The following is a 23,487-nucleotide window of genomic DNA, read 5'->3' as shown; positions in this document are numbered from 1 at the left end:
GCGCAGATACCGCCGACTGAGACTGGACGGCGGGTCAGCGTGATCGCGGACGGGCGGCGCGGCCGCCGGTCAGCGAGTACCCGACGGCGGTGGCCGCCACGACGCAGAACACCCCCGCCGGTGCGACGGTCCCGGTCAGCAGGACCGCCGCCAGGATCGACGCGGCAGCGGCCGCGAGCTCCGGCTGTCGTCTGCGGACGGCGGTGACCAGCCCCGCCCGGTCGTTCGCCTTGGGCGTGACCACGAACCGCGCTCGGACTCCGAGGCATACCCGCAGCACCGCCCGCAGCATGACGATCGCGACGGACGCGTAGAGCAGGCCGCCGCGCAGCAGGAACAGGCACGCGGTCACGGGGCCGCTGCGGCGAATGCTACGGATCGCCTCGGGCAGCAGCGGCACAGACCCGAGGATCCCGAGCGAGGCACCGAGCGCGACCGGAATTCCTGGTATCCGCTCGGCGGCCGCAGCGAGGGCGAATCCGAACAGCGCGACCATCATGCTGGTGCCGACGAGCGGCGAGGCCAGGTTCAGGAACACGTCCAGCCGTCGGGCGGGGCGCAGCCGGGTGTCGAAGAGCAGGCCGCGGTCGCGGCCGAGCAGCTGCATGGCACCCTCGGTGAACTTGCCGAACTGCGTGGTGAAAGCGGTGTAGTCGGTGGGGGCGTCCTCGACGGAGACGAGGTCCGGCACGTAGCGCACGGTGCGTCCCTGGCGCGCCAGCTCTAGGGTCAGCGCGGCGTCCTCGGTGACCACCTCGGGGAACCCGCCGGCGTCACGCACCGCGCCGACGTCGAGCAGCGCGCCCCGGCCGTCGAAGGCTGCCATGCCGAACCAGGCCCGGCCCGCCGACGTCGCGCGCAGGTGGGTGTCGAACATCCCGCGGAAGTCCCGGACGAACTGGGTCTCGCCCCGCCGCGAGCGGATGGCGCCCTGCACCACCGCCACCTCAGGGCCCGCGTGGAGGTGGCGCAGTGCCGTCCGGACGAAGTCGGGGCCGATCTCCTGGTCGGCGTCGATGATCACCACGGCGTCCACGCCTTGCGCATGATGGCGCAGATAGTTGTTGATGTTCCCCGCCTTGAACCCGCTGCGGTCGGTGCGGCGGACCACCTGGACGGCTCCGGCGGCGGAGTCGGCAGCGGCGGTGCGGGCCGCGAAGGCGTCCACGGCAGCCCGGGTCCCGGCGCCATGCGAGTCGTCGAGGACGACGGTCCGGGTGCGCGGATGGGTCTGACGCATGCTGCGTTCCACGACGTCGGGCTGGAAGTCGTCCGCTGTCGTGCAGAGCAGGGCGACCACCAGGTCGTCGAGCTCGGGGCGCGGTCTGCGGGCCCGCATCCCGACCGAGGGGTGCGAACGCCGGGTCGCGGCTGCCAGGAGCACGGCAGCCCGGATGCCGACCAGCCAGGCCGCGGCGATCGCGGCGGCGGCGAGCACCGTCGTTGCCCAGGTCAGGGGCATCGCGGGGCGGGTGGCTGCCGCCAGGACGAGCCACGCGACCGTCGCGAGGGCGGCCCAGGCCACGGCCAGCGCGAGCGCGGGACCGAGTGCGGAGAGCGGTCCGGGCATGCCCTCGCCCCGTCCGGAGCGATTGCGGGGGCGGCGGTGGTGCGGGCGGAACTCGTGGGAGTTGGGGTCGTCTGGGCCGGTGGTCAGCATGCCTCTGATCCCACCGGGGGCGGGCCTGCGGGGCACTGGTGCGAGGGCGAGACCGGGGGTAGACCAGGCACTACCCCGTAGGTCGAGCGGGCGCTATCCCGGTCCTGAATCCGCGACGGTACCTTGATCGAATGCGCCGATCAGACAGCCTCGCCCTCGCCCTGCGGCGGCCCAGTTACCTCGTCTCGAGGTGGCTGCTGCAGGCGTGGCTGTTCACGTCCTTGACCGCGATCATCGCGGGCCCGCTGGGCGCCGTGGGCCTGAGCGGCGCCATGCAGTGGCCTACGTCCTTGCGGGCGTTCGCCGTGCTCCTGGCGACCATGCTGGTGCTCAGCCCCCTGATCGCCCGGCTCGACCGCGGCCGGGTGCGCCGGGTGGGCAGCACGCCGATCGCGGACCCGCACTCGCCGACCGGGCTCCGCGGGCTCCGCCGCGTGGCGTTCCGGCTGCGCGAACCCGCGACCTGGCGGGAGGTGGCCTATGTGGCTGTCGCGCTGCCGATCGGCTGGGTCGCCGCGTCGGCGCACATAGCCGTCGTGTGGGCCCTGTTCATGATCGTCGCGGTTCCCCAGTACTGGATGGTCGGCGACCCCGTCTGGGTCGACAACCCGTCCGGAGTCGTGCTCGGACTCCTCGCCGCGATCGTCACGGTCCCCGCCGTGGGCTATGTCCTCGGGCTGCTCGCGCTCCTGCAGGCGGCCCTGGCGCGGGCTCTCCTGGCGCCGCGGGGCCCCGAGCTGCGTCACCAGATCGAGCGGCTCACCGCCTCGCGCACGAGCCTGGTCCGGTCGTTCGAGGGCGACCTGCGCCGCATCGAGCGCGACCTGCACGACGGCGTCCAGCAGAAGCTCGTGACGCTGACGATTGCCCTGGGCTCGGCCGAGCTGGACACCGCCGACCTGGCACGGGCGGGCGTCGACGTGGGGCGCCTGCACGGCCACCTGGGCAGGGCTCACGATCTCGCCGAGGCCGCCCTCGAGGACCTCCGCTCGACAGTCCGCGCCATCCATCCGCGGGTGCTCGCCGACCACGGGCTGACGGCGGCCGTGCACGAGCTGACGTCGCGGATGCCGGTACCGGTGGCCCTGCAGAGCGCCGTCGAGGACCGCTTCGACCCGGAGATCGAGCTCTGCGCCTACTTCGTCGTCAGCGAGGCGCTGACGAACGTCGCGCGGCACAGCCAGGCGCGGACGGCGCGGGTGGTGCTCGCTCGCGACGGTGAGGTGCTGACGGTCCAGGTGCATGACGACGGCGTCGGCGGGGCTCGCTTCGGCTCGGGCGCAGCCTCGGGTGCCGGCTCGGGGACCGGGCTCGTCGGGCTCAGGGAGCGCGCCGAGGCAGCAGGGGGCAGCCTGACGGTGGCCAGCCCGCCCGGCGGACCGACGACGGTCGCCCTGCTCCTGCCGGCCCGCGCGCGGGCGGCCGTGCCGGACGCCGGGCCGCGAACAGCCGAGCCGCGAACAGCCGAGCCCCCGTCCGCTGCGCAGAACGCCTCGCCGTCCGCTCCGCAGAACATGACGGAGACTGTCTGACATGCGGATAGTGCTGGCCGAGGACTCGATCCTGCTCCGCGACGGCCTGGTCGGGCTGCTCGAACGAGTCGGGCACGAGGTGGTGCACGTGACCGACAACGCCGACGAGCTGGTCCGGCTCGTGCTGGCGGACGGTGCCCACGGCGAGCTGCCCGACCTGGTGATCACCGACGTCAGGATGCCGCCGCGGCTGCAGAACGACGGCATCGACGCGGCGGTGGAGCTCCGGCGCCACCATCCGGCGCTGCCGGTGGTGCTGCTCTCGCAGTACGTCGCCGACGCCTATGCGCGGGACCTGCTCGCGGGCTCGTCGGGCGGGATCGGCTACCTGCTCAAGGACCGGATCGGGCGGGTGAGCGACGTCATGACGTCGCTGGAGGTCGTGGCGGCCGGCGGCACGGTCATCGACCCGCAGATCGTCCGGTCGCTGCTCGACCGGAGCTCGTCGCCGCTCGACACCCTGACTCCCCGCGAGCGGGAGGTGCTGGCACTGATGGCGGAGGGCAGGGCGAACCCCGAGATCGCTCAGCGGCTCGTCGTGAGCGACGCGGCGGTCGCCAAGCACATCGGCAACGTGTTCGCCAAGCTCGGGCTCGCCGCCGACGACGCGGGCCACCGTCGGGTCCGGGCGGTGCTCGCGTACCTGCGGGGCTGACCGGACCCGCCGGATGGCGGACTGTCAGGCGGTAGAGCGCCCCGTTCGGCGGGTGCCTCCACGGGTGCCAGTGGCAGAGACTTCGGGTAGAGCGCGCTGCCGTCCCCGTTGTGCGGCGCACGGAACGAAGGAGTTCTCGTGGCCGAGACCTTGAACAGGCCCCCGTTCGACCCGGAGCTCGAGGCGGCGCTCACGCTGCTGGCCGAGCAGATGCCGTCGACGATCACGCCCGAGATGATCCCGCTGATGCGCCAGGGGATGCCGGGGCTCGACGTGAGCGTCGACGACTCGCTCGCCGCGGCGGGTGTCGAGCGGCGGGACGTGACGATCCCCGGGCACAACGGCGACGAGATCCAGGTGACCGTGCTGCGCCGCCAGGGCAGCGCCGGCGTCGGCCCGGGGATCTATCACACCCACGGCGGTGGCATGATCATCGGCGACCGGTTCACCGGGCTGGACCTGCTCCTCGCCTGGATCACCGAGTTCGACGCGGTCGCGGTCACCGTGGAGTACCGCCTCGCACCCGAGTTCCCCGACCCGTACCCCGTCCGCGACTGCTACGCAGGTCTCGTCTGGACGGCGGAGCACGCCGAGGAGCTGGGCATCGACCCGGACCGCCTCATCATCGCCGGCGGCAGTGCGGGCGGCGGCCTGGCTGCAGGTGTCGCTCTGATCGCCCGGGACGAGGGCGGTCCCGCCCTGGCCGGGCAGGTGCTGATCTGCCCCATGCTGGACGACCGGGACCAGACGGTCTCCACCCGGCAGATCGACGGGATCGGTGTCTGGGACCGCGGCTCGAACGTCACCGGCTGGTCGGCGCTCCTGGGCGACCGGCGTGGGACGGACGACGTCTCGATCTACGCGGCACCCGCGCGAGCCACGGACCTCTCCGGTCTGCCGCCGGCATTCATCGACTGCGGCAGCGCCGAGGTCTTCCGCGACGAGGACGTCGCCTACGCGACGGCGCTCTGGGCGGCGGGCGTGCAGGCCGAGCTGCACGTGTGGCCCGGCGGGTTCCACGGGTTCGACATGATGGCGCCGCACAGTGTGCTGGCCAAGGCCGCACGCGCGGCGCGGGACTCCTGGGTGGCCCGAACGCTCGGCGACTGAGGTCGCTTAGGGTTGTCCCACGCGCGCGATGGAGCGAACTATGCAAGAGCTCGTGGGACGACTGACGGCACTCGATCCCGAGGCCAGCGAGACCCTGAAGGTGGTGGCCTACTTCGACGTGCTGGTCGCCGGCCGCGTGGGTCTCCAGTCTCTGCTGCGCGGTGCGGCGGTGCTCAGCGGGACGGTCGCCGGTGCGTTCGACGGCCGGCGGACCCATCGCATCGGCCCGGACGGCGACCGGCCGGACGGCGCCGGTTCCGCCGGTCCCCGGCCCGACTGGCCGACCCGCACCACCAGCACCGGGACGGTCTGGCTGGAGCGGGACGGCTCGCCGCACGCCAACGACGAGATGGTGATCGAACGGCTGGCGCTCGCGGTCGACGTCGTCGGGGCGCGCCGCCCGGGTCAACCGGACAGCGCGCTCGAGACGGCCCTCGACGCCGCCCGCGACATCGAGGAGCGCCGGGTCGCGCTGGCCCGGCTCCGGCTCGATCCCGCGCGCGTCGTCCGCGTGGTGGCGCACCCGCTCGCCCACCCGGTCGAGCAGCGGGCAGGGTCGGCCCCGTCGACCGTGGTGGCCACGCCCCACGGCCTGGTGCGGGCGGTGGTCCTCGACCGGGACGCGCAGGTCTCCGGCCCCGCCGGGGTGGGTGTCCCGCTCCGTGCGGACGAGCTCCCGGAGTCCTTCCGGACGGCGGCGCTCGCGCTGCGGCTGCTTCCCAGGAGCGACGCCGTCGTGGACGCCGCCGCCCTCGGGATACTGCTGGCCGCCGTCAGCGCGCTGGAGCCGGTCGCCGCCGAGCAGCCGGACGTCGTCGCGCTGACGCGGCTCGACGCGCGCACTCGCACGGTGCTCGACGAGCTTGCGGCGGCCGAGAGCGTCCGTGCCGCGGCGGCGGCGCTGGGCATGCACCACTCGACGCTCCAGGCGCGCCACGACGCCCTGACGAACGACCTCGGCTACGACCCGCGCTCCCTGGACGGGCGAGCGCGGTTCCGGCTGGCCCGCCTGCTGCTGCGCCTCGTCGACTGAGCCGACGGGACGGCGCTAGACGAACGCGCCGAGGAGCAGCACCACCAGCAGCGCCACCACGGAGAGCACAGACTCCATGAGCGACCAGGTCTTGAACGTCTGGCCGACGGTCATGCCGAAGTACTCCTTGACCAGCCAGAACCCGGCGTCGTTCACGTGGGAGAGGAACACCGAACCCGCGCCGATGGCGAGCACGAGCAGGGCAGCGTGCGTCGGCTCGAGGCCGGCGGCGAGGGGCGCCATGATGCCCGCCGCGGTGATGGTCGCGACCGTGGCCGACCCGGTGGCGATCCGGATGAGGGCGGCCACCATCCAGCCGGCCAGCAGCGGGGTGATCCCGGCGTCCGCGATGCCGGAGGCGATGACCTCGCCGACCCCCGAGTCCACGAGGGTCTGCTTGAAGCCGCCGCCCGCGCCGACGATGAGCAGGATGCCGGCGATCGGCGCGAACGACGAGCCGACCAGGTCGCCGAGCTGCTGGCGCGTGCGCCCGACGGTGGTGCCGAAGGCGAACAGGGCGAACAACGACGTCAGGAGCAGGGCGACGAGCGGCTCACCGAGGAACTCCAGCACGGTCCCGTAGCCCGTCTCGGTGGCGCCTGCGATCTCGACGACGGACCGCGCCAGCATGAGGATCACCGGGAGCAGTACGACCAGCACGGACATGCCGAACGTGGGCTTGCGCAGGCCCGCGGTGGCGTTCGCCGGGCTGTCGCCGGCGTCGGCGGTCCCGGCCGCGCCCGCGCCGTCGGACACACCAAGGACACTGACGGGCGGCGCGAGCCGCACCCAGCGCGTGAGCGGGATGGCGAGCAGCGGGCCGGCGACGATCACCGTCGGGACCGCGACGAGCAGTCCGAGCCCGAGCGTGAGGCCCAGGTCGGCCCCGAGCGCCTCGATGGCCAGCAGCGGGCCAGGGTGCGGGGGCACCAGGCCGTGCAGCGCGGAGAGCCCGGCGAGCGCCGGGATGCCGACCAGCACGGGGTTGGTGCGCATGCGGCGCGCCACGATCATCACGACCGGGATGAGCAGCACGACGCCCACCTCGAAGAACAGGGGGATGCCGACGACGAACGCGATGAGCGCCATGGCCCAGGGCAGCCGCTTGGCGGGCGTCTTGTCGAGGATCGTGTCGACTATGCGGTCGGCGCCGCCGGAGTCGATGAGCAGCTTGCCGATGATCGCGCCGAGCGCGATGAGCACGCCGACGCCGGCGACCGTCGACCCGAGGCCCGCGGAGAAGCTGGTGAACGTGTCGGTGAGGCCGATGCCCGCCGTGACCGCGAGCACGCCGGACCCGAGCACGAGGGCCAGGAACGGGTGCACCTTGAGCCAGACGATGAGCACGATGATGACGGCGATCCCGGCGACGGCGGCGATGACGAGCTGGGGCGTCGAGGCGGTCGGCTCCGCCGCTGCCGCGGCCTGGGGGAGTGCGGCTGCTGCGCCCTGGGCGAGCAGGGTGGTGGAGTGGAACATCAGTGGTCCTCGTGCTCGGTACGGGCTTGGATGCCGGCTTCGGTGGCAGGTGCGCCGGCGGGCTCGCCGAGCAGGCGGAGGGCCTCCTCGACGATCTGGTCCGGCCGCGGCGTGATGTCGACGGCGAACCCGGGCTCGTCGTCGCCGAGGGGTTCGAGGGCGGCGAGCTGGCTGTCGAGCATCTCCGGCTTCATGAAGTGCCCGGCCCGCCCCTGGATGCGCTCACGCAGCAGGTCGTAGGAGCCGGTGAGGTGCACGAACTGCACCGTGCCCGCCGTGCCGTCGCCGGCGGTCTCCAGCAGGTCGCGGTAGCTCCGGCGCAGGGCGCTGCACGGCACGACGGCGCTCCGGCCCGCCGCGAGCTCCTTGGCGAACCAGTCGCGGATCCCGTTCAGCCACGGCCAGCGGTCGTCGTCCACCAGGGGGTGGCCGGCGGCCATCTTGGCGACGTTCGCGGGCGAGTGGAAGTCGTCGCCCTCGGCGAACGACGCTCCGAGCCGGCCGGCCAGGAGCGCGGCGACCGTCGTCTTGCCCGATCCGGCTACGCCCATGACGACTATCGCCCGGGGTGCGCGGTCCGTCCCGCTTCTCGATGACCCGCTGCTGAGCGGCCTGCTGGTTGCCTGGGCCGAGAACTTCGCTGTCTCGGTGACGTCTGTGTCCATCTCCCTATCCTCACCCATTGATGACACCATTGACGCGTGATTAATGTCACCAATAGGCGAAGTAGAGCGTGTGTCCGGACAGGCGCTCTACTTCGGCAGCGTGCGGCCGTGCCGCCGTCGTCCGTTGCTCACGAGCGCCACACCAGGTGCGACCGCAGAGCGCCCTACTCTTGGGGGATGTCCCCAGTCCTGCACGGCCCCGTCCTCGATGCCCTGGGCCGTCGCATCACCGCAGGCGAGCTGCCTGCCGGAGCGTCGCTGACGCTGGACGGGATAGGGGCCGAGTTCGGGGTCTCACGCACCGTCGCGCGCGAGGCGATGCGCCTCCTCGAAGGGGTCGGCCTGGTCCGTTCCGGGCCGCGCGTCGGCATCGTCGTCTTGCCGCACGACGCCTGGAACGTGCTCGACCCCCGGGTCATCGAGTGGCGGCTGGCCGGTCCCGGCCGCGCGTCGCAGCTGCGCTCGCTCACCGAGCTGCGCCAGGCCGTCGAACCGCTCGCCGCCGCCTGCACCGCACGCGCGGCCACCGCCGCCGTCCGCGACGAGCTGGTCGGCATCGCGCGCCGGATGCGCGAGCTCGGCGAGGCGGGCAAGGGCGACGGCGAGGAGTTCCTGGCGCTGGACATCGAGATGCACGAGCTCCTCCTGCGCTCCAGCGGCAACGAGCTGTTCAGCGCGCTCGCCGGCGTCGTCGCCGTCGTCATCTCCGGACGCACCCACCTGGGCCTGATGCCCGCCTACCCCGAGCCGGAGGCGCTGGACGCGCACGAGGCGGTCGCCGCCGCCGTGGCCAGGGGCGACGGCCCGGCCGCCGAGGAGGCGATGGCCCGGATCGTGCGCGAGGTGCGCGGGGCGCTCGGCGAGAGCCAGTCGCTCAAGCCCTGACCGACGGGAACGGGTTGACTGGCCCACGGCCCTGACTCGATGTGCCAGGTACGGCGAGTCAGGGCCGTAGGCCCGGTCTCAGCGCAGCGCGGCCAGCAGCGGCAGGCGGACGGCGGGCGGCAGGGGACCGTCGTCGGGCCGAGTGCTGATGGACCGCAGCTGCAGCGCCACGAACCGGCGCGAGGCGGCCTGCACCGCCTCGCGGGAGGTCGCCCGGATGCCGGAGTTGGCCATGATCAGCATGACGAGGTCGTCCAGCACGAAGTCGCGGCGCAGACCGCCCGCGTCCTTGGCCCGCTGGATCAGCCCGGACAGCGCCACCAGGGCCCGGCTGCGCTCCTGGGCGAAGTCGACGGCCTGGGGGAACGCCGAGACGAACGCGGCGGTGAAGCCGCGATCCTCGGCATGCATCGCGGACACCTGCTCGATCACCGTACGAAGCCCGCGCCACGGGTCCGGGTCGGCGACGGCGGCGTCGACCAGCGCGTTGCAGGTCGCCATCTGCTCCCGGAACGCCTCGGTGACCAGCGCCTCCTTGGTCGGGAACCGCCGGTACAGCGTCGCCGGGCCGACGCCGGCGCGGCGGGCCACCTCGCGCATCGGGACGTCGATGCCCTCCTCCGCGAAGATCGCGCGCGCCACCTGCAGGATGCGGTCGCGGTTGTCGCGCGCGTCGGAGCGCAGCTCGTGCGCCGAGGGCGCGGCCACGGTGGTCCCTGCGGCCTCGGACTGGTGCTCGGTCATGTCTCTCGTTTCGCCGAAACGGACGGGGTGTTCCACTCGCGCGGGACCATGCTCGCACGGCTCAGGGGCAGGGGACACGGGCGACGCGGTTCCGGCCCGCCGAAAGAGGTCGCACGACGCGCAGCGCGTTGCGAGACTCCGACGATGCACATCAACCGAGTACAGCCCGACGGCCTGCACCCCACGCCGGGCTACCACCACGTGACCATCGTCGATTCGGGCCGGACCGCCTACCTCGCGGGCCAGTGCCCGCTCGACGGGTCCGGCACCCTCGTCGGACCCGGCGACCTCCTGGCGCAGACCGACCGGGTGGCGACCAACGCCCTGGCGGCCCTGTCGGCCGCCGGAGCCGCGCCGAGCGACGTCGTCCGCTCCGTCATCTACGTGGCGAGCGGCGAGCGGGCCGACCTCTCCGCCGTCTGGCAGCGGCTGAACGACGGCCCGCTCGCGCAGGCGTTCACCACCGCGAGCACTCTCCTGGGGGTCGCCGCTCTCGGGTTCCCCGGTCAGCTCGTCGAGGCCGACCTGACGGCGGCGCTCAGCCACTGAGCGGTGAGATGACCATGCACTTCCTGCCAGACCGAGCCGGCGGATCCTGGCAGCAAGTGCATGGTCATCTCTGACGGCCGACGGGCCGGCCGTGACAGTCAGGGATCAGTTCTGCAGCAGCACCTTGATGGCGCGCCGTTCGTCCATCGCGCGGTAGGCCTCGGCCACCTCGGCCAGCGGCAGGGTGAGGTCGAAGACCTTGCCCGGGTCGATCTCGCGCTTCCACACCAGGTCCAGCAGGTGCGGAAGGTACTCGCGCACGGGGGCGACGCCGCCGCGGACGCCCTTGTTGCCCCAGAACAGCATGTCGGTGGGCAGGTCCCCGTGCGGCACGCCGACCAGGCCGATCATGCCGCCGGGGCGCACGAGCCCCACCGACTGCGCGCGCGCCTCCTCGGTGCCCACGCACTCCAGCACGGCGTCCGCGCCGATGCCCTCGGTCAGCTCGAGGACCTTCGCGAGCCCCTCCTCGCCGCGCTCGGCGACGATGTGGGTGGCGCCGAACTCCTTCGCCACCTTCTGCCGCGACTCGTGCCGGCTCATCGCGATGATCGTCGTCGCGCCGAGCTGGGCCGCGGCTAGCACACCGCTCAGGCCGACGGCGCCGTCGCCGACCACCACGACGCTCGAACCCGGCCCGACGCCGGCGGAGACCGCCGCGTGCCAGCCCGTGCACATCACGTCGGAGAGGCTTAGCAGGCTGGGGATCAGCTCGGCGTCCGGCTCGCCGGGGGTGGCGATCAGGGTGCCGTCCGCGTTCGGGATGCGGATCTTCTCGGCCTGGCAGCCGTCGAAGCCGCCCCCGTGCAGGCAGTTGGCCTGCATGCCCTTGCGGCACACCGCACAGGTGTTGTCGCTGTGCAGGAACCCGCCGACGACGAAGTCACCGGGCTGGACGGTCGTGACCGCGGCACCGACCTGCTCGACGACGCCCACGTACTCGTGCCCGATCGGCGTCGGCCGCTTGACCTGGGAGATGCCGCGGTAGCGCCACAGGTCCGAGCCGCACACGCAGGCGGCGACGGTCCGGATGACGGCGTCGGTGGGTTCCACGATGACGGGGTCGGGTCGCTCCTCGAAGCGGACGTCCCCGGGCGCATGAATGATTGCTCCTCGCATGTGCCCATTGTGCAGGTGCCGGGTGGTCGGCAGCTTGTCAGGTGGTCGGCAGTCCGGGCTACCGATCATCTGACAGGCTGCCGACCACCCGGCGGGGCTGTCAGGCGTGCGCGGCGCGGACCGCGTCGGCGAGCGACGTGGCCGGACGGCCCGCCAGGCGGGTCAGGGCGTCGCTGTCGGTCTCCAGGTCGCCCGCGGCGATGGAGGCGTCGAGGCCCGCGACGAAGCCGGCCGTGCCGGCGTCGAGCCCGACCTGCTGCAGCTCGGCCTGGAAGTCCTCGACCGACAGGTCGCGGTAGGCCACCTTGGTGCCGGTGACGTCGCTGATCGTCGCGGCGAGGTCGGCGAGGGTGAACGTCGGGCCGCCCAGCTCGTGGACGACCTCGTCGCCCTCGTCGGTCAGCAGCGCCCCCGCCGCGGCGGCGGCGTAGTCGGCGCGCGCGGCCCCGGAGATCTTGCCGTCCGCGGTGGCGCCGGCGATCTCGCCCCGCTCGAGGTACTGGCCCAGCTGCGACGTGTAGTTCTCGTAGTACCAGCCGTTGCGCAGGATGCTGATCGGGAGGCCGGACGCACGCAGCGCTCCCTCGGTGCCCTCGTGCTCGCCCGCGAGCGGGTTGGAGGTGTTGCCCGCCTTGAGGATGCCCGTGTACGCGATGCGCTCCACGCCGGCGGCCTTCGCGGCGTCGATCACGGCGCTGTGCAGCGCGACACGCGTGCCCGGCTCGCTGGCGGAGACGAGCAGCAGACGGTCCACCCCGGCCAGTGCGGCGGGAAGGGTCTCGGGCCGGGCGTAGTCGCCCTCGCGGACCTGGACGCCGAGCTCCGCGAGGTCCGCGGCCTTGCCGGGCGTGCGGACTATCGCGACGACGTCCGAGGCGGGAACGCCGCGGGAGAGGAGCTCCTCGACGACGAGGTGGCCGAGGCCGCCGGTGGCTCCAGTGACGGCGTAGGTGGTCATAACGCTCTCCATTGCTCGGGTAGTTGCTGGCAGGTAGCACTAACGAATCGAAAGTACACCACATTCCCGCCGTGCGCGGTACCCTGGGTCCGTGAGCATCACCGACCTGGGATCCGACAGCCCCCCGCAGGAGCTGGTGGCGGACGTCTTCGCGCGCGACTGCGGCTCGCGCGCCGCGTTCGAGGTCGTCACCTCCAAGTGGGCCTCGCTCGCGCTGCTCGCGCTCGGCGAGGGGAGCTACCGCTTCAACGCGCTGCGCCGGCGGGTCCAGGGGGTCAGCGAGAAGATGCTGTCCCAGACGCTGCAGGCGCTCGAACGGGACGGCATGGTGACGCGCGACGTCGTCACGACGATCCCGCCGCGCGTCGAGTACGCGCTGACGCCGCTCGGCGAGGGTGTCGCGAAGAAGCTGCGGGCCCTCGCGGACCTCCTCGAGGGCGCGGCTGCCGAGGGTGCCCTCGGGCAGGCTGCCGCGGAGCCGGGCGAGGAAGAGCCGGGCGAGGGGCGCGCGTAGGGGTTCGGCGTCCGGGCCGCAGAGCCGGGCCCTGGCGACCCGTGCGACCTGCCCAGCCGCTACGATCACGCGGGTGACAAACCAGGACATGATGGGCTCGGCGCAGGGTGGCCCGACGTCGGCCACCGAACCGGTCTTCTCCCCGGACGCGCACCGGCTCGACCTCGGACGGCTCGGCGCGATCACCCTCGTCGTCGGCATCCTGCTGACCGGGCCGCTCGGGTGGGCCTGCGGCTACGCGGTGGTGACCGACCCGGACCCCGTCGCCAAGGCGATAGCAGGCTTCTTCGGGCTCCTGTTCGGCGGGCTGTGCGTCCTGTTCATCGCGAACTTCTGGCGCGTGACCCGGCCCCGTGGCGTCGTCGTCGACGCGGCCGGGATCTGGTTCTGGCACGGCACCTCGTGGGACCTGGTCCGGTGGACGCAGGCGGCCCGGGTCGGCCTGTCGTACGAGATGCCGCCGGAGCTGCCGACCATCGGCGGACCCGTTGCCCACCTGAAGGCGAAGCTGAGCGGCTGGCTCAAGGACCGGCTCTACGGTGCGCTGCGCATCACCGACAAGCGGGGCATCGCGCTGGAGATGGTGCCGATGCGCGAGGAGGAGCTGCTCGAGCTGCCCCGACTCAAGCGGTACCGCGTCAAGGAGCCCGCACCGCTGCCCGGCCTGCCCCCGGTGCGGTTGCGCCTGGGCCTGCCTGGCGGCTACCACTCGTTCGCGGACCTCATCGCCGCGGGCGAGCGGTTCGGCGGACACACCTGGGAGGGCTGGTTCCGCCGCCAGTGGACCGGTGGCGCGGGCCGGGGCCCCCGCGAGACGGTCTGACGCCGCCGCCCCGCTGGGCGGCCAGCGAAGCTGACCACAGCAGCCGCTGCCAGACCGGGCCGGCTTCTGGCAGCAACCGCTGTGGTCAACGTGCCTGGTGACCCGGATCGGCGTCGGCCAGGGTGATGGCCCACGAGTCGCGGACCATGGCGCGGCCCGACTCCGTCACGGTCAGGCCGCGGCCCGAGCGGTGCCTGGTGACCCAGCCGGCCTCCAGGAACCGCGTGCCGACCGCCGAGCCCAGCGCGCCCGCCAGGTGCGGGCGCCGTTCGGTCCAGTCCAGGCACGCCCTGGTGGTGGGGCGGCTGGCGGCGACGGCGCCGTCGACGTCCACCCCGAGCTCGCGCAGGCCGACGGCGCCCGGGTCGGTCAGGGCGAGCTCGTCGCGGCCCGCGAGCCAGCCCGCCCGGACCCAGGCGTCGGTCAGGGCGGTGCCGAGCCGGCCCGCCAGGTGGTCGTAGCAGAACCGGGCCGTCGCCAGGTACTCCGCGCGCCGGCTGCGGCGGTACCCCGAGACGGGGGCGGCGTCCGCGACCATGCCGAGGGACTCCAGGGCGGCGGCGACCTCCCCGCCCGCGAGCGAGTAGTAGCGGTGCCGGCCGCGGCTCTCGCGGGTGACCAGACCGGCGTCGACCAGGACGCCCAGGTGCTCGGACGCGGTCGACGCGCTCACCCCTGCCGCCTGGGCGAGCTCGCTCGCCGGACGCCTCGTGCCGTCCATGAGCAGGTTCAGGAACGTCGACCGGGCGGGGGTGGACAGCGCCCGGCCCAGCGCGGTGAAGTCGCGATCCCTGGTCATGAGCCGACGGTACGGCCGGGACATTTCGGCGTCCACCGAAGCCTTCCCGGCCTACGCTCCCGCCATGAATCGATCAACGAGCGCCGCGACCCACGACCTCGAGGTCCACCTGCCCGACCGTCCGGGAGCCCTCGCCGACCTCGGCCAGGCGCTCGGTGAGGCCGGCGTAAGCCTGGAGGGCGGCGGCGTGTTCACCCACGACGGCCGCGCGGTGGCGCACTACCTCGTGCACGACGGCGCCCGCGCGCTCGCGGCGGTCCGTGCGGCCGGGCTGGGCCCGGTGGCGGTGCGCGACGTGGTGCTCGCACGGCTGGACCAGGAGGTGCCCGGCCAGCTCGGTACGCTCGCCCGCCGGCTGGGCGACGCCGGGGTCAACGTGCTGGTCCAGTACAGCGACCACGTCGGCAACCTGGTGCTCCTGGTCGCCGACGAGGACGTGCCCGCCTGCCGGGACGTCGTGGCGCGGTGGGGGAGCGCCCGGCTCACCGCCCGCGGGCCGCGCGCAGCCGGCCGATGACGGTCCAGGTGACGGGCGCGGCCGGGGATCAGCGGGCGTCGACCCCCACCAGCTCCGCCGAGCGGTCCCACAGGCGGCGGGCGAGGTCGGCGTCGCGCGCCTGGGGGTTGACGCGCCGCGCAACCCTGCCGCCCTCGTAGTACGCGCCCGACTGCCAGCCGGCGCCGGGCTCCGTCTGCGCGAACCGGACCAGCTGCGACGCGCCCTTCTCGGGCGTGGCCAGGACCATCTTCCCGATCCGGCTCTGGTAGAGCGGCCGGAAGAAGCTGGTGCTCTCGGCGCCGAAGTTGGTCGCGACGCCGCCCGGGTGGAACGCCGCCGACGACACGCCCTGGTCGTGGAACCGCCGGTGCAGCTCCGTGGTGAACAGGATGTTCTCGAGCTTCGCCGTGCCGTACGCGCGGTGCGCGGTGAAGTCCCGGTCATGGTCCAGGTCGTCGAGGTCGAGGTGCCCGAAGAGCCGGGCGCCCACGCTCGACGTCTGGATGACGGCGGCGCGGCTCGCGAGGAGCTTGTCGAGGAGCAGGCTGGTCAGGAGGAACGGCGCGAGGTGGTTGACCTGGAGCGTCCGCTCGTGGCCGTCGACGGTCCTGGTGCGATCGCCGAGGATGCCGCCGGCGTTGTTCGCCAGGACGTCGATACGCGGGTAGGCGGCGTCGAGCTCAGCGGCCAGGCGGCGCACGTCGGCGAGGTTCGTGAAGTCGGCGACGAAGTGCTCCCCGCCGACCTCGCGGGCGACGTGCGCGGTCTTCTCCGGTGACCGCCCGACGACGGCGACGCGGTGGCCGGCAGCGCTGAGCAGCCGGGCCGCGGCGGCGCCGATCCCGTCGCTCGCGCCCGTGATGACGATGATCTTGGGGGTGGTGGTGTGCATATTGCACAGCATGTAGCGAGTGGCACAGTGTGTCAACAACGACGCATCGTGTAACCTCTCGCAGCATGGACCAGGCGCACACCGACCAGGCACGCACCCGCCTCCGGGAACGCACCCGCCTCGCGGTCCAGAAGGAGATCACCGAGGCCGCCGAGCGGCTGTTCGTCGAGCGCGGCTACGAGGCGACGACGATCGGGCACATCGCCGAGGCCGTCGGGATGTCGCGCCGCACCCTCTACCGGTACTTCTCGACCCGCGAGGACGTGGTGCTCGGGAAGCTCGACGTGGTGGGCGACGAGGTGCTCGCCGCGCTGCGCGAACGGCCGGCGGCCGAACCCGTCTGGACCGCCCTGCGGCACTCGTTCGACGGGATGATCGCGCATCTCGACCACGCGGGCTCCACAGGTCTGGCCGCACCGATGCAGCGCATCATCCTCGAGACGCCAGGCCTGCGCGCGCGGTACCTGGAGAAGATCGAGCGGGTCGAGAGCGCGGCGGAGCTGGTAGTGCGCGAGCGCGCGGCCGCGGCGGGCAGGCCGTGGGCCGTCGATGACCCGACACCGCGCGCCGTCGTCGCGGCCGCGCTGAGCTGTGTCCTGGCCGCGGAGCACGCGTGGCTCGCCGGCGGCGCGACGCAGAAGATGGCGGTGCTCGTCGACCGGGCGATGGCCGCCGTCGGACCGCGGGGCTGAACGGTCGGGCCGTTCGGCCCGCAAACCTGCGCCCGAGGCTCGGGCTCGAATCGTTTCTCCGGCCGGCCGCGACGATTGATCTGACATTGATTCGCGGACGAGCCTCGCCGTTCTGACCTGCGCAGTCGCAGCACATTAAATGCATATGAATCCGATATAGCGGATAAATTGGTTGTCAGCCTCGTTCAGCGTGATCACACTCGGTGTCGGGTCATTTCTCAGGAAACACCAACACGGGGGTTGGCGATGTCCGAGGCACGTCTGCACGACCTGGTGATCACGCGACTGGAACGGCGCTGGCTCGGAGCCGCGGTCGCCGTCGGCTTCGCGGCATCGCTGCTGATCGCCGTCGGACCGCAGGAGGCCGCCGAGGCGGCACCGGACGTGCCGTCGGCAACCGCAGGCCAGGGGCCGACCGACCGGCCGATGCCCGACGGGGTGCGTCGCTCCACCGCGTTGCCGGAGGACGAACGCCCGCCCGTGGTCCCGGAGGCGGTGTCCGCCGACGGCGACGCGACAGAGGTCACCGCGGGGGAGTGGCGGGCGCTCACCGCGCCCGCCCGGCAGCTCGCCGCCCCCGGGAGCTTCGACGGGCTGGACCTGCGCCCGGGCTTCTTGCTCGGCGATACGTCGGTAGTCCTCTACTTCTCCGCGGGCGAGGTCGACCCGGCCTGGACCCATGCCGTCGTGCGGCTGTACGAGGGTGACGACCAGACCGAGCAGGAGTCGGTGCGGCTCACCCGTGCCGAGCTGGAGGGGCCTCGGTTCTGCGGCAGCGCCGACTTCTGCCGCAGCTTCGGCACGGAGGACGGCTGGGAGCTCGAGGAGGACAAGGACTACTTCGTCACGGTCGCGGCGGTGCTGCCCGGCGGCGACGAGGTGGTCTCGGACCGCTCGGGCGAGGCCAGGCCGCGTGCGACGATCCTGCCGCCGAGCATCCCGGACGACCAGGCGGCGGGCTGCGGGTGCGAGAACGCGCTGGCGCCGACCGCCAGCGGGCAGGCGCAGCGCGGCGTGGGCGTCAACACGGGCACCGGCGCGTTCGTGCGGGTCGAGCGCGACCTGCAGATGGCGTCGTTCGGCATCCCGTTCGCCAGCGCGCGCACGTACTCCTCGGCGAACAACCGCCAGGGCCCGTTCGGCGTCGGCTGGGCGTGGTCCTACGACATGCGCGTCACCGAGACGGACGACGGCGTCATCGTGCGCGCCGAGGACGGCGCCGAGGCGCTCTACACCCCGGACGGCGACGGGTACACGCGCCCGCCGGGCGTGCGGTCGGACCTGAGGCGGGACGGCGACGGCTGGGTGCTGGTCACGCCCCAGCAGGTGAGGTACGAGTTCGGGGCGACGGGCCGGCTCGCCGCCGTGCTCAGCGCACGGGACGACGGCGTCCGCCTGGACTACGTCGAGGTCGACGACAAGGGCAAGGACGAGGACCGCGACGAGGTCAGGATCACCGACGCGTCGGGCCGCACCGCCGTCGCGCACGTCGTGGACGGGCTGATCGAGAAGCTCTCGCTCCCGGACCGCCGCCACGTGCGCTTCGAGTACACCGACGGACTGCTCACCGAGGTCGAGGACGCCCGCGGGAACGAGTGGCGGTACCGGTACGACGCCGAGGGCAGGCTCGCGCAGGTGGTCGACCCGCACGAGGTCGTCACGGTGCACAACGAGTACGGCGCGGACGGCCGCGTGGTCGCGCAGCGCGACGGCGTCGGCGCTCAGATGACGTTCGCGTGGGACGCCGGCAAGCAGGAGGCGCGCAGCACCGACGCGGACGACATCTCCATCTACGACGGCTACCGCGGCAACGTGCTGATCTACAGCCAGCGCAGCACGGGCGACGCCGACAACCACCGCTACAACCGGCGCCTCGACCGCAACCTCGTGGTCAACGGCAACCAGTTCCAGCACGTGGTGCAGTTCGACGCGAAGGGCAACCCGACGCAGGCCGTGGCCCCGCAGGGCTTCGACGAGAAGACGAAGTACGACGACCGCAACAACCCGATCGAGTACACGGACGCCAAGGGCAACGTCTGGAAGAACACCTACAACGAGTTCGACGAGCTGGTCCGCAGCGTCGACGCCGAGGGCAACGACATCACGTACGCCTACGACGTCCGTGGCCTGCGCACCTCGACGACCGACCAGCGGGACAAGGTCACGCGGTACGAGTACCTGCCGGACGGCGACGAGAACGCCGGGCTGCTGTTCGCCGTCGTCTCACCGGAGGGGCGCCGCACCGAGAGCTTCTACGATCACACCGGCCGGCAGGTCGCGCAGACCGACCCGCGCGGTACCGCCGACCCGCGGCAGCGGCGGCACTACACGATCGAGACGCGATACGACGAGCAGGACCGCGTGGTCGAGGTCGTGGAGCCCGGCAAGCACCGCGGCTGGCGCACCGTCTACGACGACGTCGGCCGGCTCACCCACCAGATCACGCCCGAGGGCGCGGTCACCCGGACCAGGTACCTCGACAACGGCCTGCAGTCGCGGGTCGAGGGTGGCGGCCGGGTGCTGACCTTTGCCTACACGGACGCCGGGCGGCGTCAGTCCGAGAGCGTGCAGAGGAAGGGCGACGACCTCACGACGTCGTACACGTACGACGCGAAGGGCCTGGTCAAGACGGTGACGTCGCCGCGAGGCAACGTGCCAGGCGCGAACAAGGCGGACTTCACCACCGAGTACTTCTACGACGCGAACGACAACCCGATCCGGATGCGCATGCCGTACCCGGGCGGCGGGCACACGGACCGGGACATCAAGGTCGACGCGCTGGACCGCACGACGGCGTCGATCAACGAGCTGAACAAGACCTCCAGCTTCGAGCGGAGCAACACGGGCCAGGTCGACTCGGTCACGGACACCAAGGGCCGCACCACCCGGATGGGGTACGACAAGAACGGGCGGCAGACCGAGCGGACGGACTCGGGGAACAAGACGACCCGCACCGAGTACGACGCGGCGGGCAACAAGATCAAGGAGATCTCGCCGACCGGCGGGATCACCACCTACGCGTACACGGACGACGGCCTGCTCGCCTCGGTGACGGAGCCGCGCGGCAACGTCGAGGGCGCGGACAAGGCCCGGTTCACCACGCGGTTCGAGTACGACCTCGTGGGGAACCGGACGAAGGAGATCGACCCGCTCGGCAACACGACGTCGGTCACGTACGACGCGAACAACAGGCCTACCGAGATGACCGACGCGCGCGGCGGCACGACCTACTACGCCTACCGCGACGACGACCAGATCAGCCATGTGCGGCAGCCGGACGCGCCGAACCTGCCGATCTTCAGCAAGGCCTTCGCGACGGTGCTCACCTATGACGACGACGGCCGCGTGGTCGGTGTCCGCGACCCGCAGGGCGGGCGCTCGCACATCACGTACGACGACGCCGGCCGGCCCGTGACCACCACGGACCCGCTGGGCCGCACCGCGCACATGGGGTACGACGCCGAGTCGAACGCGCTCTGGAGCATCACCACCGACCGGCACGAGGACCTGGACGAGCTGTCCGAGGCCGAGCGCGCCGAGCGCACGATCACCTCCGAGTACGACCTGCGTAGCCGGCTCACCAGCCAGCAGGTGGGGTCCACGGGTCCGAGGTACACCTTCGGCTACGACGCCAAGGACCGGACGACGTCGTACGGCGACCCGCTGGGCGTACGCACGGTGACGTACGACGACGAGGACCAGATCACCAAGGTGGTCCGCGAGGAGCCCGACCAGGCCACCGAGACCTTCACCTACGGGTACGACCAGCGCGGGAACATCACCGAGCGGACGTATCCGGACGGCACCGAGATCACCTCGACGTACGACGACGACTCGCGGCTCGCCTCCACGACGGCGTCCGGCGGTTCCACGGGCGGCCAGACCGCGAAGTGGGAGTACGCGTACGACGTCGCCGGGCGCCGGACGGCGACCACCCTGCCGGCATCGACGGGCCTCACCGAGAAGCGGGAGTACGACGACGCCGGCCGGCTCACGTTCATCGGCACGGAACGCACGGGCGAGCCGGTCGACGGGGTGCAGGACCCGGTGTCCGCGTTCGACCTCACGCTCGACCCGGTGGGCAACCCGACCCAGGTGCAGACGACGCGCGGCGGCGTGACGGAGGCCGTCGCCTACGCGTACGACGACGCCAACCGGGTGACCACCGCCTGCTACGCGGCGCAGGAGTGCGACCGTCACAGCAAGGACGCGGGCCGGATCTCGTACGAGTACGACCTGCTCGGCAACCGGACCGAGCAGAAGCGGTCCGGCTCGGCGGGCAACGACGTGACGCGCTACTCGTACGACGACGCGAGCCAGCTCGTCAAGGAGATCGTGGTCGGCAAGGAGGGGGTCGACCGCAAGGACTACGAGTACGACGTGCTGGGCAACCAGACACGTGCGGGCGACGACCGGCTCGAGTACAACCTCGACAGCACGCTGGCCAAGGCGAACGTCGACGGGGTGGTCACGCGGTACACCTACGACGCGACCCGCATGCGGCTCGACGCCATCTCGGGGATCGGGGCCGGCGCCAAGACGCGGCACTGGGCCTGGGACACGAACGGGTCGCTGGAGAACATCGCCGTCGACACGGTGACCGGCGCGAGCGGGGCGGTGATGAGCCGGCAGGCCTTCGCCTACGGGCCGACCGACGAGCCGCTGGCGCTGCTGGAGGCGCAGGGCGGTGCGCACTCGTACACCCACGACTGGCTCGGTGGCGTGGCGAACATGCTGTCGGCGGACGGGCAGGTCGAGGAGGGCTACGACTACGACCCGTTCGGGAACCCGCGACAGGGGGCGACGCTTGCCGGGGCCGTTGCTGAGGCGGCCGGTAGTGGAGCGGTGCCCGGTGGAGCGGCGTCCGAGGAGGCCGAACCGGCCGCCGCGATCACGAACCCGATGCAGTTCCAGGGCGCGTACCAGGACTCGACCACCGGCGAGGGCAACTACGCCATGCGGGCCCGGAACTACGACCCGGGCACGGGGCGGTTCTCGACCAGGGACCCGGCGGGAGCCCAGCCGATCGGCTCCTCGCCGTACGCGTTCGCGGGCGGCAACCCGCTGGTCTACACGGACCCGACGGGCGAACGGGAGCTGGAGGGGCCGACGGGCGGCAGCACCACCTCCAACCCCAACGACCCCGGCGCGGAGGTCGAGGGGCCGAGCGCCGAGGACATCGCGAAGGCTCAGCAGCTCGAGTCGAAGTCGATGCTGGACGTCATCCTGGAGGCCGGCGGGCAGATCCTCATGGAGTTCCTGGGGATCACCGACCTCATGGACTGCCTCGACGGCGACCTCGGCGCCTGCGTGATGCTCGTGGTCGGCGCGCTGCCGTGGGGCAAGATCTTCAAGGCGGCGAAGATCGGCGAGGCCATCTACAAGGCCGGCAAGGCCGTGATGGCGTTCTCCGGCGAGCTCAAGTGGGCCAAGCAGATCCTCTCCGGCGCCAAGAAGGCGAAAGAGGCTGCCGAGGCGGCGAAGGCAGCCGCGGCGAAGGCGGCGCGCGCGGCGGCTGAGAAGGCGGCGAAGGCCAAGGCGGCGGCAGATGCCAAGATCAAGCAGCTGGCCGCCGAGGCGAAGGCGAAGGCGCGCGCCGATGCGGCCAAGAAGAAGGCTGACACGACCGGTAAGGGAGACGGCGCAAAGGCCGATGAACCGGCGAGCTGTCAGCTCAGCAACAGCTTCTTGCCGGGCACCCTGGTCCTGCTGGCAAATGGTAGTCGAAAGCCGATCGAGGACCTTGAGCCAGGTGAAGAAGTTCTTGCTGGTGACGAGGAGACCGGCAAGCGTTCGGGTGGACAGCTTGTCACCGCCCACATCACAGGCGGTGGCGAGAAGACTCTTGTCACGGTGACCATCCGGGACGGCGACGGTGACAAGCAGAAGATCGTCGCTACGGACGAGCACCCCTTCTGGAACCCTGAGAAGCGCACCTGGGTCGATGCGGTCGACCTCCGTTCGGGCGAGTGGCTCAAGTCCAGCGCCGGCACCTGGGTACAGGTGGTGGACGTCGACGTCGAACACAAGCGCGCGGTGGTGCACAACGTCACGGTCGACCGGGACCAGACGTACTATGTGCTCGCCGGCACCACACCCGTACTCGTACACAACTGCGGGAAAGACCAAGGAATCTACGAGTTCCCGGACCAGCACAACCCCGGCGAGACCTATGTTGGCAAGTCAATAAACTTGACGAATCGTCTGGGGGACCACCTCGGTAGTGGTCGGTTGGCGAGCATGGATGACGTCAAGATCACGCATGTTTGTGGATGTGAGGACGACGTATTTGTGGCCGAACACCTCAGGATTCAGCAACTGCGCAAGCTGGGTATCTCCCTGTCGAATATCAAAGAATCGCCTGGGCGGTCGATTCTTGACAGGCGCAACCAGCCGATGCTTCCTGGCGCCGAGGAGTGGGGGCAGTAATGGCTGCTGATTTCTGGTCGGTGGTGGGTTCGAATGCTGTGACGAGTCGACAGGACGTCGAAGCGGCGGTGCGGCACGTTGAGCGTCGGCTACGTACGCTGGACCTGCCGGACCTGGTCGGCTTTCAAGATCTGCTTGATCGGAATCTGGATGCGCTGGATGTGAGTTCTCTTGCCTCCGTCCAAGTTGCATCGGCGGACGGTCTGGTTCTGGAGCAGACCGCCGATCACTTCCTCTACGCTCGGTGCGCATGCTTGCTCGCTGGGCAGGAGGAGGTGCGGGCGGTGCTCGAGAACTCGGAGCGCTTCAGCAACTTTGTCGCTCCAAGGCTTCAATCGGCTGAGAACCTGCTTTATCTCGCTCGAGCTGAGTATCAAAGGCGCACGGGTGAGCCGATGAGGTAAATCTCAGGGCGGGCAGCCGACTGGACACACGCGGCGTCCACTTTGC

20 protein-coding genes are annotated in these 23,487 nt (G+C 71.9%); 12 read left to right on the top strand and 8 right to left on the bottom strand.

All coding sequences use genetic code 11. The annotated features are described in order from the left end of the window. Positions 1 to 34: 34 nt before the first annotated feature. Positions 35 to 1,660, bottom strand: a complete 1,626-nt coding sequence (locus tag ACFO6V_RS03370; protein WP_377132228.1) for a glycosyltransferase family 2 protein — start codon at positions 1,658 to 1,660, stop codon at positions 35 to 37. Positions 1,661 to 1,791: 131 nt separating this feature from the next. Here ACFO6V_RS03370 and ACFO6V_RS03365 point away from each other — a divergent pair, with 131 nt between their 5' ends. The 4 genes from ACFO6V_RS03365 to ACFO6V_RS03350 all read left to right on the top strand — a co-directional run bounded on the left by ACFO6V_RS03365 (position 1,792) and on the right by ACFO6V_RS03350 (position 5,990). After that, complete coding sequence (locus ACFO6V_RS03365) at positions 1,792 to 3,192, top strand: sensor histidine kinase (RefSeq protein WP_377132226.1); 1,401 nt, start codon at positions 1,792 to 1,794, stop codon at positions 3,190 to 3,192. A gap of 1 nt (position 3,193) precedes the next feature. Continuing rightward, entirely contained in the window at positions 3,194 to 3,847 is a 654-nt protein-coding gene (locus ACFO6V_RS03360) for a response regulator (protein ID WP_377132224.1), read from the top strand. Positions 3,848 to 3,985: 138 nt separating this feature from the next. After that, positions 3,986 to 4,957: an alpha/beta hydrolase gene (locus ACFO6V_RS03355; protein WP_377132222.1), complete on the top strand. Its 972-nt coding sequence runs from the start codon at positions 3,986 to 3,988 to the stop codon at positions 4,955 to 4,957. Positions 4,958 to 4,997: 40 nt separating this feature from the next. Further along, positions 4,998 to 5,990 carry a hypothetical protein gene (locus ACFO6V_RS03350; RefSeq protein ID WP_377132220.1) on the top strand — a complete coding sequence of 331 codons (993 nt, stop codon included), beginning with the start codon at positions 4,998 to 5,000 and terminating at the stop codon, positions 5,988 to 5,990. Between the two features lie 15 nt (positions 5,991 to 6,005). Here ACFO6V_RS03350 and ACFO6V_RS03345 read toward each other — a convergent pair whose 3' ends face one another. Both ACFO6V_RS03345 and ACFO6V_RS03340 read right to left on the bottom strand, forming a co-directional pair. Next, positions 6,006 to 7,469 (bottom strand): GntT/GntP/DsdX family permease, encoded by a 1,464-nt coding sequence (locus tag ACFO6V_RS03345; RefSeq protein ID WP_377132218.1) that lies wholly within the window; start codon positions 7,467 to 7,469, stop codon positions 6,006 to 6,008. Continuing rightward, positions 7,469 to 8,020 (bottom strand): gluconokinase, encoded by a 552-nt coding sequence (locus ACFO6V_RS03340; RefSeq protein WP_377132958.1) that lies wholly within the window; start codon positions 8,018 to 8,020, stop codon positions 7,469 to 7,471. Before ACFO6V_RS03340 ends, ACFO6V_RS03345 begins: the two co-directional genes overlap by 1 nt. A gap of 291 nt (positions 8,021 to 8,311) precedes the next feature. Between ACFO6V_RS03340 and ACFO6V_RS03335 the strand changes: the two genes are divergently transcribed. Then, positions 8,312 to 9,019, top strand: coding sequence for a FadR/GntR family transcriptional regulator (locus ACFO6V_RS03335; protein WP_377132216.1), 708 nt, complete (start codon positions 8,312 to 8,314; stop codon positions 9,017 to 9,019). 78 nt (positions 9,020 to 9,097) lie between these two features. Here the strand turns inward: ACFO6V_RS03335 and ACFO6V_RS03330 are convergent, their stop codons facing one another. Continuing rightward, positions 9,098 to 9,763: a TetR/AcrR family transcriptional regulator gene (locus ACFO6V_RS03330; RefSeq protein ID WP_377132214.1), complete on the bottom strand. Its 666-nt coding sequence runs from the start codon at positions 9,761 to 9,763 to the stop codon at positions 9,098 to 9,100. Positions 9,764 to 9,907: 144 nt separating this feature from the next. On the opposite strand from ACFO6V_RS03330, the gene ACFO6V_RS03325 reads away from it, so the two are divergent. After that, on the top strand, positions 9,908 to 10,312 hold the full coding sequence (locus ACFO6V_RS03325) for a RidA family protein (protein ID WP_377132212.1): 405 nt from the start codon (positions 9,908 to 9,910) through the stop codon (positions 10,310 to 10,312). Between the two features lie 105 nt (positions 10,313 to 10,417). Here ACFO6V_RS03325 and ACFO6V_RS03320 read toward each other — a convergent pair whose 3' ends face one another. Both ACFO6V_RS03320 and ACFO6V_RS03315 read right to left on the bottom strand, forming a co-directional pair. Next, on the bottom strand, positions 10,418 to 11,431 hold the full coding sequence (locus ACFO6V_RS03320; RefSeq protein WP_377132210.1) for a zinc-dependent alcohol dehydrogenase family protein: 1,014 nt from the start codon (positions 11,429 to 11,431) through the stop codon (positions 10,418 to 10,420). Positions 11,432 to 11,531: 100 nt separating this feature from the next. Next, positions 11,532 to 12,389 (bottom strand): SDR family oxidoreductase, encoded by an 858-nt coding sequence (locus ACFO6V_RS03315; RefSeq protein WP_377132208.1) that lies wholly within the window; start codon positions 12,387 to 12,389, stop codon positions 11,532 to 11,534. Between the two features lie 91 nt (positions 12,390 to 12,480). Between ACFO6V_RS03315 and ACFO6V_RS03310 the strand changes: the two genes are divergently transcribed. Then, positions 12,481 to 12,903 carry a winged helix-turn-helix transcriptional regulator gene (locus ACFO6V_RS03310; RefSeq protein WP_377132206.1) on the top strand — a complete coding sequence of 141 codons (423 nt, stop codon included), beginning with the start codon at positions 12,481 to 12,483 and terminating at the stop codon, positions 12,901 to 12,903. Positions 12,904 to 12,976: 73 nt separating this feature from the next. Further along, positions 12,977 to 13,726 (top strand): hypothetical protein, encoded by a 750-nt coding sequence (locus ACFO6V_RS03305; protein ID WP_377132204.1) that lies wholly within the window; start codon positions 12,977 to 12,979, stop codon positions 13,724 to 13,726. 85 nt (positions 13,727 to 13,811) lie between these two features. Here the strand turns inward: ACFO6V_RS03305 and ACFO6V_RS03300 are convergent, their stop codons facing one another. After that, complete coding sequence (locus ACFO6V_RS03300) at positions 13,812 to 14,525, bottom strand: ArsR/SmtB family transcription factor (RefSeq protein ID WP_377132202.1); 714 nt, start codon at positions 14,523 to 14,525, stop codon at positions 13,812 to 13,814. Between the two features lie 64 nt (positions 14,526 to 14,589). On the opposite strand from ACFO6V_RS03300, the gene ACFO6V_RS03295 reads away from it, so the two are divergent. Beyond that, the gene (locus ACFO6V_RS03295) at positions 14,590 to 15,042 is read left to right on the top strand and encodes an ACT domain-containing protein (RefSeq protein WP_377132200.1); all 453 of its coding nucleotides are present in this window, start codon (positions 14,590 to 14,592) and stop codon (positions 15,040 to 15,042) included. Positions 15,043 to 15,070: 28 nt separating this feature from the next. On the opposite strand, the gene ACFO6V_RS03290 is transcribed toward ACFO6V_RS03295, so the two are convergent. Further along, on the bottom strand, positions 15,071 to 15,916 hold the full coding sequence (locus ACFO6V_RS03290) for an SDR family NAD(P)-dependent oxidoreductase (protein ID WP_377132198.1): 846 nt from the start codon (positions 15,914 to 15,916) through the stop codon (positions 15,071 to 15,073). A 65-nt stretch (positions 15,917 to 15,981) separates the two neighbouring features. On the opposite strand from ACFO6V_RS03290, the gene ACFO6V_RS03285 reads away from it, so the two are divergent. The 3 genes from ACFO6V_RS03285 (at position 15,982) to ACFO6V_RS03275 (ending at position 23,441) form a co-directional block, all read left to right on the top strand. Continuing rightward, positions 15,982 to 16,608 carry a TetR family transcriptional regulator gene (locus tag ACFO6V_RS03285; protein WP_377132196.1) on the top strand — a complete coding sequence of 209 codons (627 nt, stop codon included), beginning with the start codon at positions 15,982 to 15,984 and terminating at the stop codon, positions 16,606 to 16,608. A 246-nt stretch (positions 16,609 to 16,854) separates the two neighbouring features. Beyond that, positions 16,855 to 23,037 carry a polymorphic toxin-type HINT domain-containing protein gene (locus ACFO6V_RS03280; RefSeq protein ID WP_377132194.1) on the top strand — a complete coding sequence of 2,061 codons (6,183 nt, stop codon included), beginning with the start codon at positions 16,855 to 16,857 and terminating at the stop codon, positions 23,035 to 23,037. After that, entirely contained in the window at positions 23,037 to 23,441 is a 405-nt protein-coding gene (locus ACFO6V_RS03275) for a DUF4240 domain-containing protein (protein ID WP_377132192.1), read from the top strand. Before ACFO6V_RS03280 ends, ACFO6V_RS03275 begins: the two co-directional genes overlap by 1 nt. Positions 23,442 to 23,487: the final 46 nt, after the last annotated feature.

This window comes from Promicromonospora alba (genome assembly GCF_042654905.1).
GTDB classification, from domain to species: Bacteria; Actinomycetota; Actinomycetes; order Actinomycetales; family Cellulomonadaceae; genus Promicromonospora; species Promicromonospora alba.
The sequence above is the reverse complement of the archived record's forward strand: the minus strand, read 5'-3'. Positions and strand labels throughout refer to the sequence as shown.